This window comes from Streptomyces sp. NPDC104202 (assembly GCF_055584185.1).
Map to the genome: position 1 here is coordinate 1 of NZ_JBVJMN010000139.1, position 2,061 is coordinate 2,061.

The 2,061-nt window shown below is 73.1% G+C and carries 3 protein-coding genes; all 3 read right to left on the reverse strand.

Features of this window, described 5'->3' with window-relative positions; all coding sequences use genetic code 11:
• Window positions 1-161: 161 nt before the first annotated feature.
• The gene (locus ACZ60W_RS37225; protein WP_469759835.1) at window positions 162-1,118 is read right to left on the reverse strand and encodes an electron transfer flavoprotein subunit alpha/FixB family protein; all 957 of its coding nucleotides are present in this window, start codon (window positions 1,116-1,118) and stop codon (window positions 162-164) included.
• 39 nt (window positions 1,119-1,157) lie between these two features.
• Complete coding sequence (locus ACZ60W_RS37230; protein WP_469759836.1) at window positions 1,158-1,943, reverse strand: electron transfer flavoprotein subunit beta/FixA family protein; 786 nt, start codon at window positions 1,941-1,943, stop codon at window positions 1,158-1,160.
• A gap of 28 nt (window positions 1,944-1,971) precedes the next feature.
• On the reverse strand, window positions 1,972-2,061 hold a 90-nt coding region (locus ACZ60W_RS37235; protein WP_144385854.1), incomplete at its 5' end, for an acyl-CoA dehydrogenase family protein.

A 2,061-nucleotide genomic window follows, 5' to 3' on the forward strand; every position in this document is an offset into this window, starting at 1 on the left:
CCCCCCCCCCCCCCCCCCCCCCCCACCACCCACCCCCTCCCCCCTCCCCCCCCCCCCCCCCCCCCCCCCCCCCCCCCCCCCCCCCCCCCCCCCCCCCCCCCCCCCCCCAACCCCCCCCCCCCCCCCCCCCCCCCCCCCCCCCCCCCCCCTTCTCCGTGATGTCAGCGCGAGCCGATCTCGTCCGTCAGCTGGGGCAGCACCTCGAAGAGGTCGCCGACCACGCCGTAGTCGACCAGGTCGAAGATCGGGGCCTCGGGGTCCTTGTTGACCGCGACGATCGTCTTCGACGTCTGCATGCCGGCCCGGTGCTGGATGGCGCCGGAGATGCCCGCGGCCACGTACAGCTGGGGCGAGACCTGCTTGCCGGTCTGGCCGACCTGGTTGGAGTGCGGGTACCAGCCGGCGTCGACGGCGGCGCGGGAGGCGCCGACGGCCGCGCCGAGCGAGTCGGCCAGCTTCTCGACGACCGCGAAGCCCTCGGCCGCGCCGACGCCGCGGCCGCCGGAGACCACGATCGCGGACTCGGTCAGCTCGGGGCGGCCGGTGGAGACGCGCGGGGTGCGCGAGACGACCTTGGCGGCGTTGCCGGTGAAGGCGACGGTGACGTCCTCGACCGTGCCGGCGGCCGCGGCGGCCTCCGGAGCGGCGGAGTTCGGCTTGACGGTGATGACCGGCACGCCGCGCGAGACCGTCGACTTCACCTGGTACGAGGCGGCGAAGACGGACTGCGTGGCGACCGGGCCGTTCTCGCCGGCCTCCAGCTCGACGGCGTCGGTGATCAGACCGGAGCCGAGGCGCAGCGCGACCCGGGCGGCGATCTCTTTGCCTTCGCCGGAGGAGGTCACCAGGACGGCGGCCGCGCCCTTCTCCCGGGCGATCTGGGCGAGTGCGTCGACCTTCGGGACGACGAGCTGCTCGGCGAACTCCGCGCCGTCCGCGACGTACACGGTGGCCGCGCCGTACTCGCCGGCCGTGGCGGCGATCGAGGCGGCGGCCTCGCCGGCGCCGAGGACGACCGCCGACGGCTCGCCGATGCGGCGGGCCAGGGTCAGCAGTTCGAGGGCCGGCTTGCGGACCGCACCGTCGGCGTGGTCCACGAGAACCAGGATCTCAGCCATGATTCGTAGCTCCTGTGTGGGTGGGTGACCGGCGGTGGGTCAGATGAACTTCTGGGTGGCGAGGAAGGCGGCGAGCTGCTTGCCGCCGTCGCCCTCGTCCGTGACGATCGTGCCCTGGGTACGGGCCGGACGGGCGGTGGCCGAGTCGACCAGGGTCCACGCCCCGGCCAGGCCCACCTCATCGGCGTCGATGTCCAGGTCGTCGAGGTCCAGCTCCTCGACCGGCTTCTTCTTGGCGGCCATGATCCCCTTGAAGGAGGGGTAACGGGCCTCGCCGGACTGGTCGGTGACCGACACGACGGCCGGCAGCGGGGCCTCCAGGAGCTCGGTGGCGGCGTCGCCGTCACGGCGGCCCTTGACCAGGCCGTCCTCCACGGACAGCTCCGAGAGCAGCGTGACCTGCGGCAGCGCCAGGCGCTCGGCGAGCAGCGCCGGCAGCACACCCATCGTGCCGTCGGTCGAGGCCATGCCGCAGACGACCAGGTCGAAGCCGGTCTTCTCCAGCGCCTTGGCCAGGATCGCCGAGGTGGCGAACACGTCGGAGCCGTGGATGTCCTCGTCGTTGACGTGGACGGCCTTGTCGGCGCCCATGGAGAGCGCCTTGCGCAGGGCGTCCTTGGCGTCGTCCGGGCCCACGGTCACGACGGTGACCTCGGCGTCGTCGGACTCCTCGGAGATCCGCAGGGCCTGCTCGACGGCGTACTCGTCCAGCTCCGAGAGCAGGCCGTCGACGGCCTCGCGGTCGGTCGTCAGGTCGTCGGCGAAACCGCGGTCGCCGGTCGCGTCGGGGACGTACTTCACACAGACTGCGATCTTCAGGGTCACGGCCTGTCTCCTTTCAACGGGCTGGTGGTTACGGGAGGTTGCGGGCCATGACGATGCGCTGGACCTGGTTGGTGCCTTCGTAGATCTGGGTGATCTTGGCGTCGCGCATCATGCGCTC